This is a genomic window from Novosphingobium sp. (assembly GCF_031424035.1).
GTDB lineage: Bacteria > Pseudomonadota > Alphaproteobacteria > Sphingomonadales > Sphingomonadaceae > Novosphingobium.
Genome location: NZ_JANPGP010000047.1, coordinates 20,733 through 28,151, shown reverse-complemented (window position 1 = coordinate 28,151; position 7,419 = coordinate 20,733). Strand labels below are relative to the sequence as shown.

Here is a 7,419-nt window from a genome sequence, read left to right as displayed (position 1 = left end):
CCAGGAAATGTCCGGGGGACATTTCCTCCGAAGGGGCCGGCCACCCATCGGCAGGATATTCTGGAATGGGTGGCCGGGCGGGGGAGAGGGCCGGTGCCGCAAGGCTGTCGCGGATGCGACTGGCGCACCCGAAAAAAAATCCCTAAGCGCCGCCGCGATGCACAGCTTTCCTCAGCCCGCCCTCGCGCTTGTTGCCGAGATGGAACAGGCCGCCGCCGCCGACCCTTCGCGCGCCGTGTCATTTCAGGGCGCGCCCGGCTGCAATGGCCACCGCGCCGCGATGGAATATGCGCCCGATTGCCTGCCGCTGCCGTGCTTTTCGTTCGAGGATGCGCTGGATGCAGTAAAGGAAGGCCGCGCCGCGAAAGCGATCATCCCGATCGAGAATTCGCAGCACGGGCGCGTGGCCGACATTCATTTCCTGCTGCCGGAAAGCGGCCTCTATATCATTGGCGAGCATTTCCTGCGGATTTCGCACGCGCTGATGGGTCTCGCGCGCGCCGATGGCAGCACCGGGCCGTTCAGCGCCGCCTACAGCCACCCGCAGGCGCTCGGCCAATCGCGGCACTACCTGCGCGAACGCGGCATCGTGCCGATGGCCTATGCCGATACCGCCGGGGCGGCGGCTTTCGTCAAGGAGCAGGGTGATCCTGCCGCCTGTGCCATCGCGCCGCGCATTGCCGCCGAGCTTTACGGACTCAAGATCGTCGAGGAAGAGGTCGAGGACGCGGCGGACAATACCACGCGCTTCGTCGTGCTGGCCAACATGCCGCTCGATCCTGCGACTGACCTTGCCGAGGGACCGGCGATGACCACGCTGGTCTTCGAAGTCCGCAACGTGCCCGCCGCGCTGTACAAGGCGATGGGCGGCTTTGCCACCAACGGCGTCAATATGACCAAGCTGGAGAGCTACCAGAAGGGCGCCAGCTTTGCCGCGACGATGTTCTTTGCCGACATCATCGGCAAGCCGGGCGATCCGGCAGTAGACCTCGCGCTGGAAGAGGTGGCGTTCCATTGCAAGCACCTACGATTGCTTGGTTCCTACCCGCAGGCCCGCGCCCGCGGCTGATCGCCACACCGCTTGCACCGCGCGGCGCGGCGTGCCACCACTGAGGCGTGTCAGGGGGTCCATCTGCAATCGCTGGTTCGGCTGAGAGCCACGGAGCCAATGACGTTGGCCGCGACTGGGAACAGTTGCGCAAGGCGGGCGACATCCAGTTCGCGCCGGTCGATTACAAGCCCAAGCCGCCGCCCGAACCGCCGGCATGGCTGCAGGCGATCATGGATTTCCTTGAAAAGCTGCTCTCCCCGCTCGGCAAGCTGCTGGGGCTGAATGCCACGGCCATGCTGTGGATCATGGGGCTGGTCATCGGCGCCTGCGTGCTGCTGCTGGTCTGGCGTATCGTCGCCCCGCTGATCGAGGCGCGCCGCGTGGCCAAGGCGGCGGAGGTGCCGGACGAATGGACGCCTGACCGCACCGCTGCGCAGGCCCTGCTCGAGGATGCCGACCGGCTCGCTGCCGAGGGCCGGTTTGACGAGGCGACTCACCTGCTGCTCCAACGCTCGGTTGACCAGATCGCCCGCGCGCGCCCCGGCCTGCTCCACCCGGCGACCACCGCGCGCGAGATTGCCGGCAACCGCGCTCTGCCCGACCGCGCCCGCGCCGCCTTTTCCGCCATTGCCGTGCGGGTCGAACGCAGTTTCTTCGCGCTGATTCCGCTGGGCGCCGATGACTGGCAGGCGGCGCGCACAGCCTATGCCGATTTCGCCCTGGCGGAGATTGCCGCATGAGCGCGCCCTCCGTTCCCGTCGTCGGCTCAAGCCCGTTCAACCCGCGCGCGGTGCTCGCCATGGTGTTGTTTGGTGCTGTCGTCTTCGTCGCGCTGCTGTGGATGCTGGGTGCGGGATTGACGTCCCGGCCCGAAAATACCGCTGATGCCCATGCCGGCAGCAAGGGCCTCACGGGCTTTGCCGGCCTTGCCCAGCTGCTCGAGGCGCAGGGCTATCAGGTCACCCGCGCGCGTAACGAAACCGGGTTGCAAAAGCCGGGGCTGGTGATCCTCACGCCGCCGCACACTACCGAAGGCAAGCAGGTCGCCAAGCTGATCAAGGATCGCCGTTATATCGGTCCGACAATCCTCGTCCTGCCCAAGTGGCAGACCATGCCGGCCGAGCTGATGGCGCTGGCAGGCGGAGGTCAAGCGAAGAAGGGCTGGGTCGCGCTGTCGGATGCCGAGAGCCCGGATTGGGGCCAGGACCTCGAGCCGCAAAAGCTTTCCCCGAAGGTCGAAAAGCACTCCGCCGACCGGCCTTCATGGCAGGGGCTGGGGCTATCGGGCTGGCTGCCCGACAAGCGCGTCCAGACCGTGACCGCGCCGCGCATGGTGACGCTGGTCCGCGATTCGGGAGGCGCAGAGCTGGCCGGCTACCTCGATGATGAAGGCTACTATCCCGATCTCGCCGCTGCCGCCGAAGTGGAAAGCCTGGGCGAGGATGAAGGGCTCTATCCGGTGATCATCGTCGCTGAACCCGACCTGCTCAACAACTGGGCGATGGCTGACCGGTCGCGCGGCTTGCTGGCGCTGGAACTGGTGTCGCTTGCCTCGGCGGGAGAGCGCGGGCCGGTGACCTTCGACCTGACGCTCAACGGGTTCAAGACCGCGCCGAACCTGTTGACGCTGGCGTTCCAGCCACCGTTTGTTGCCGCCACCTTCTGCCTGCTGCTCGCCGCGCTGATTGCCGGCTGGCGCGCGTTCCGCCGCTATGGTCCGCCGCTGGTCGAGGGGCGGGCGATCGCATTCGGCAAGCGCGCGCTGGTGAGCAATTCGGCGGGGCTCGTGCGCCGCGCCGGGCGGCTTCACCTGCTCGCCGCGCCTTATGCCACGCTGGTGCGGGACCGGTTGGCGCGGCAATTGTCGCTGCCCCGCCACACCGATGCCGCCGCTGCCGAAACCGCGATCGACCGGGCGCTTGCCGCGAGCGATCCTGCGGCCATGCCGTTCTCCGTTGCCGCTGCCCGGATGCGCAGCGCCCGCCGTCCCGCCGATCTCGTGCGCGCGGCGCATACCCTGTTCGCCCTTGAAAGGACTCTGAAGCGATGACCCCAGCCACTCCCCCAACGGCCTCCATGTCCTTGGCGGATGTTCGTAGCCTTGCCGATGCGATCCGAACCGAAGTGGCCAAGGCCGTGGTCGGTCAGGCCGAGACGGTCGACGGCCTGCTGGTCGCGCTGATGGCGCAGGGGCACGTGCTGCTCGAAGGCCCGCCCGGCACCGCCAAGACCTTCCTTGCCCAATGCTTTGCCGCCACGCTCGGCCTCCACTTCGGGCGTATCCAGTTCACGCCGGACCTGATGCCGGGCGATATTCTCGGCTCCAACCTGTTCAACTTTCAGACCAGCCAGTTCACCCTGACGCGCGGGCCGATCTTTTGCGACCTGTTGCTGGCCGACGAAATCAACCGCACCCCGCCCAAGACCCAGGCCGCGCTGCTTGAAGCCATGCAGGAACGCCGCGTCACGCTTGACGGCAAAGTCCATCACCTCGCGCCGCACTTCATGGTTGTGGCGACGCAGAACCCGATCGAGAGCCAGGGCGTTTATCCGCTGCCCGAAGCCCAGCTCGATCGCTTCCTGTTCAAGCTGCTGGTGACCTATCCCAGTGCCGCCGAAGAAGCGCGCATCGTCACCCGGTTCGGCGAGCGCGCCGGGCCGGCACGGGTTGCGGATTTCGGCATTTCCCGGGTCGCCGATGCCGCCACGCTCGATGCGGCGGCGCAGGCAGTTAAGGGCGTGACGCTGGCTGAGAGCATCGTCGACTATGTCGTGCGGCTGGTGCGCGCGACGCGGGACAGCGCCGACCTTGCCTCGGGCGCGAGCCCGCGCGCTGCCGTGCTGCTGGCCAATGCCGCCCGCGCCCGCGCCGCGCTGGATGGACGCGACTATGTGGTGCCCGACGATGTGAAGGCGCTCGCCACGCAGGTCCTGCGGCACCGCCTGCTGCTCTCGCCCGCGGCGGAGATCGAAGGCAGGCAGGTCGAGGCGCTGGTCGCTGAACTGGTCGAGCGTACCGAGGCGCCCCGGTGAAATTGCCCTTCGCCAGTCCGGGAGCGCGCAGTGGTTCAGGAATGGTCCCGACCGTGCGCGCGGCCCTGCTGGCGGCGCTCGCAGCCCCGGCGGCGCTGGTTGTCGCGGCGGCGGCTCCGGCGGCATGGCCGGTTATTCCGGCGCTTGGGATGACGCTGCTGGCGCTGGTCCTGTTCGATGCGCTGCTGGCGGGACCGTTCGGCGGCCTCCGGCTGATTGCTCCCGGCGATTGTGAAGTGGGTGAGCCGGCGCGAATCGCCGCGCTGGCTGACCTTCCGGGCCGGGTTACGGGCTGCGTCGACCTCTCGCTGGCGCTCGATCCGCGCATTGCTCCCGGCGGCCGGCTCGACATCGCGATGCGGCGCGGGACCGAGGGGGAGGTGGCTGTCTGGCAAGGCGCGGCCATGGTGACCCCCAGCCGGCGCGGCACTGGCATGATAACGCGGGCATGGCTGCGCTGGCAGGGTCCGTTCGGGATCGGGGCAAGGCAGCGCGAGATTGATCTGGATCAGGCGATGCGCGTGTGGCCAAACCTCGCCGCCGTGCGCTCACCCGCCTTGCAGGCCTTCCTCAAGGATTCGCAGTTCGGCCTGATCGCCCGCCGGATGCGCGGCGAGGGTACGCAGTTCGAAGCGCTCGCCGATTACCAGCCCGGCATGGATCGCCGCCGGATCGACTGGAAAGCTTCGGCCCGGCACATGCATCTCTACGCCAAGGAGTACGAGAACGAGCGCAACAATCCGATCGTCTTCGCCTTCGACCTCGGGCAGGCGATGTGCGAGCCGGTGGCGGGCCTCCCGCGCATCGACCGCGCGGTTTCGGCAGCGCTGGCGACGGCCTATGTCGCGCTCAAGGGCGGGGACCGCGTGGCGCTCTACGGCTTTGCCGCAAGGCCTGAAGTGCTGACGCCTTTCGTCACCGATGCGCGCGATTTCCACCGGCTCCAGCGCGCTGCCGCCGGGCTCGATTACCATACGCAGGAGCCGAACTTCACCCTCGCCCTTGCCTCGCTGTCGGCGCGGCTGGCGCGGCGTTCGCTGGTGGTGATCTTTTCCGATTTCACTGACCCGACGAGTGCCGAACTGATGATCGAATCGGTGACGCGGCTGGTGTCGCGCCATGTCGTGCTGTTCGTCACCATGGCCGATGCCGAGCTGGACGAGATTGCCGGGGCCGCGCCGGAAAGTATGGGCGAACTGGCCATGGCGGTATCGGCGGATGGCCTGCTGCGCCAGCGGGCGCTGGTGCTGCAGCGGCTGCGCCAGATCGGCGTCGACGTGGTCGAAGCGCCGTGGGACCAGATCGGCACGCGGGTGATTGATGCATACCTGAACATCAAGCGCGCCGGGAGGATCGGCTGATGGCCAAGGCATCTGCAGCCCTGACCGGTGATCGCGCAATCGAGGCAGCGGCCTTGCGTTCCGACCGCTTCCGGTTGGAGCGCGAGGCGGACTGGCTGCGGCTTGAAGGCATCGTCACCCGCATGGAATCGGGGCGTCTGCGCAAGATCCCCGACGAGGACCTGCTGGCCCTGCCGGTGCTGTACCGCACGGTTGCTTCCAGTCTGTCGGTGGCCCGCGAAACCTCGCTTGATGCGGCAACACTGGCCTATCTCGATGCGCTGGTGCAGCGCGCGTGGTTCCTCGTCTATGGCCCGCGAACCGGTTTTGCGGCGTGGCTCCGCCAGTTCCTGGGTGGTGGGCTTTCGGCGGCGGTGCGCGGTATCTGGTTCGAGATTCTGGTGGCGCTGGCGGTGATGGTGGCGGGCACGGCGGTGGGCTGGCTGCTCGTCGCGTCCGAACCGTCATGGTACTATTCGCTGGTGCCCGGTCAGTTCACTGATACCCGCGTGCCCGGTGCCAGCCACGAAGTGCTGAAGGCCACGCTGTTCGGCAACAGCGACCAGCAGGCGATGTCGGTTTTTGCCACCTACCTGTTCAGCAACAATGCGCAGGTGGCGATCCTCGCCTTCGCGCTGGGCTTCGCCTTCGGCATCCCCTCGCTGCTGCTGCTGGTGCAGAACACCGCCACGCTGGGGGCGATGATGTGGCTCTATCGCGGGCAGAACCTGCTGGGAGACTTCGGCGGGTGGATCTCGGTCCACGGCACGACCGAACTGTTCGCCATCCTGCTCGCCGGGGCGGCCGGACTGCATATCGGCCGCTCGATCGCCTTTCCGGGCCACCGGGGCGTGCTGCAATCGGCGGCAGCGGCGGGGCGGCGTTCGGCGACGGTCATGGCCGGGGTGGTGCTGATGCTGGTCTTTGCCGCCCTGCTCGAAGGTTTTGCCCGCCAGCTGATCGACAATACGCAGGGGCGCTACATGGTGGGCATGACCATGCTGGCGCTGTGGTGCGCCTATTTCTTTGGCCTTCGCCGGCGTGAAGTGATCGGCGCATGAAGGACGCGAAGGCGCTGAAAGCCGGGCGGCAACGGGGGCTGGTGACGCCCGAAGGCATCGCGCTTAACCTGACCGTCGCCACGCGTGGCGCGCGTTTCGGGGCGCTGGCGCTTGATCTCGTGATCATCGGTTGCCTGCAGATCGCGACGACGCTGCTCCTCGTCTACCTCGCCAGCGGGGTGTTTGAACTCGACCAAAAAATTGTCGAAAAGAGCGCGGCGGGCAGCGCGCTGCAATTGCTCGCGATCTTGTGGTTCGCGGCGATGTTCCTGTTCCGCAACGCCTATTTCATGTTCTTCGAGCTCGGTCCGCGCGGCGCGACCTGGGGCAAGCGGGCGGTCGGCATCCGCATCGCATCGCGCGATGGCGGGCGGCTCACCTCCGAAATGGTGCTCGCCCGCAACCTGCTGCGCGACATCGAACTGTTCCTTCCGGTGAGCATCATGCTGGCGGCATCGAGCGGGGAAATGGGCCTTGCCGGCTTTGCGGCGGCCTGCTGGTTCCTGGTCTTCGCGCTGTTCCCGCTGTTCAACCGCGATTCGCTGCGCGCCGGAGACCTGATCGCGGGCACCTGGGTGGTCGAAGCACCGCGCCAACGGCTGGAAACCGTGATGTCCACCACGGGTGCGGCACACCACGGCACCAGCCGCGAAACCGGCGCGCAGTACCGCTTTGGCGAGCGGGAACTGGCCATTTACGGCGAATACGAATTGCAGACTCTTGAGCGTGTTCTGCGCGAGAACCGGCATGAGGCGTTGGTTGCCGTGCATGAAGCGATCTGCCGCAAGATCGGCTGGGACCCCGGCTCAGGCGACGAATATGCCTTCCTTGAGGCCTATTACGCCCAGCTGCGCGCGCGGCTTGAAGGCGGGATGCGGATGGGCAAACGCAAGGCGGACAAGTGGGCCTAGCGCATTAGAAGGCGTTCTCCCGC

7 protein-coding genes are annotated in these 7,419 nt (G+C 67.3%); all 7 read left to right on the top strand.

Translation table 11 applies throughout. The features are described 5' to 3' along the window. Positions 1-157: 157 nt before the first annotated feature. Genes RMO89_RS07195 through RMO89_RS07165 form a run of 7 tightly spaced genes read left to right on the top strand, consistent with a single transcriptional unit; the run spans position 158 to position 7,396 of the window. Positions 158-1,069 carry a prephenate dehydratase gene (locus RMO89_RS07195; RefSeq protein WP_310532140.1) on the top strand — a complete coding sequence of 304 codons (912 nt, stop codon included), beginning with the start codon at positions 158-160 and terminating at the stop codon, positions 1,067-1,069. Positions 1,070-1,116: 47 nt separating this feature from the next. Next, positions 1,117-1,791 (top strand): hypothetical protein, encoded by a 675-nt coding sequence (locus RMO89_RS07190; protein ID WP_310532139.1) that lies wholly within the window; start codon positions 1,117-1,119, stop codon positions 1,789-1,791. Beyond that, the gene (locus tag RMO89_RS07185; RefSeq protein WP_310532137.1) at positions 1,788-3,101 is read left to right on the top strand and encodes a DUF4350 domain-containing protein; all 1,314 of its coding nucleotides are present in this window, start codon (positions 1,788-1,790) and stop codon (positions 3,099-3,101) included. Before RMO89_RS07190 ends, RMO89_RS07185 begins: the two co-directional genes overlap by 4 nt. Positions 3,102-3,127: 26 nt before the next feature. Next, on the top strand, positions 3,128-4,084 hold the full coding sequence (locus tag RMO89_RS07180) for a MoxR family ATPase (protein WP_310532135.1): 957 nt from the start codon (positions 3,128-3,130) through the stop codon (positions 4,082-4,084). Positions 4,085-4,125: 41 nt separating this feature from the next. Next, entirely contained in the window at positions 4,126-5,445 is a 1,320-nt protein-coding gene (locus tag RMO89_RS07175) for a DUF58 domain-containing protein (RefSeq protein ID WP_310532144.1), read from the top strand. Next, on the top strand, positions 5,445-6,485 hold the full coding sequence (locus RMO89_RS07170; protein WP_310532133.1) for a stage II sporulation protein M: 1,041 nt from the start codon (positions 5,445-5,447) through the stop codon (positions 6,483-6,485). Before RMO89_RS07175 ends, RMO89_RS07170 begins: the two co-directional genes overlap by 1 nt. Beyond that, complete coding sequence (locus RMO89_RS07165; RefSeq protein WP_310532131.1) at positions 6,482-7,396, top strand: RDD family protein; 915 nt, start codon at positions 6,482-6,484, stop codon at positions 7,394-7,396. The genes RMO89_RS07170 and RMO89_RS07165 overlap by 4 nt, the downstream gene beginning before the upstream one ends. The last annotated feature ends 23 nt before the right edge of the window (positions 7,397-7,419 follow it).

What these genes read in the sequence shown, in the direction of transcription:
- RMO89_RS07170 (WP_310532133.1), top strand. Translation starts at nt 5,445, where the DNA reads ATGGCCAAGGCATCTGCAGCCCTGACCGGTGATCGCGCAATCGAGGCA.
- RMO89_RS07165 (WP_310532131.1), top strand. Translation starts at nt 6,482, where the DNA reads ATGAAGGACGCGAAGGCGCTGAAAGCCGGGCGGCAACGGGGGCTGGTG.
- RMO89_RS07185 (WP_310532137.1), top strand. Translation starts at nt 1,788, where the DNA reads ATGAGCGCGCCCTCCGTTCCCGTCGTCGGCTCAAGCCCGTTCAACCCG.
- RMO89_RS07195 (WP_310532140.1), top strand. Translation starts at nt 158, where the DNA reads ATGCACAGCTTTCCTCAGCCCGCCCTCGCGCTTGTTGCCGAGATGGAA.
- RMO89_RS07180 (WP_310532135.1), top strand. Translation starts at nt 3,128, where the DNA reads ATGTCCTTGGCGGATGTTCGTAGCCTTGCCGATGCGATCCGAACCGAA.
- RMO89_RS07175 (WP_310532144.1), top strand. Translation starts at nt 4,126, where the DNA reads ATGGTCCCGACCGTGCGCGCGGCCCTGCTGGCGGCGCTCGCAGCCCCG.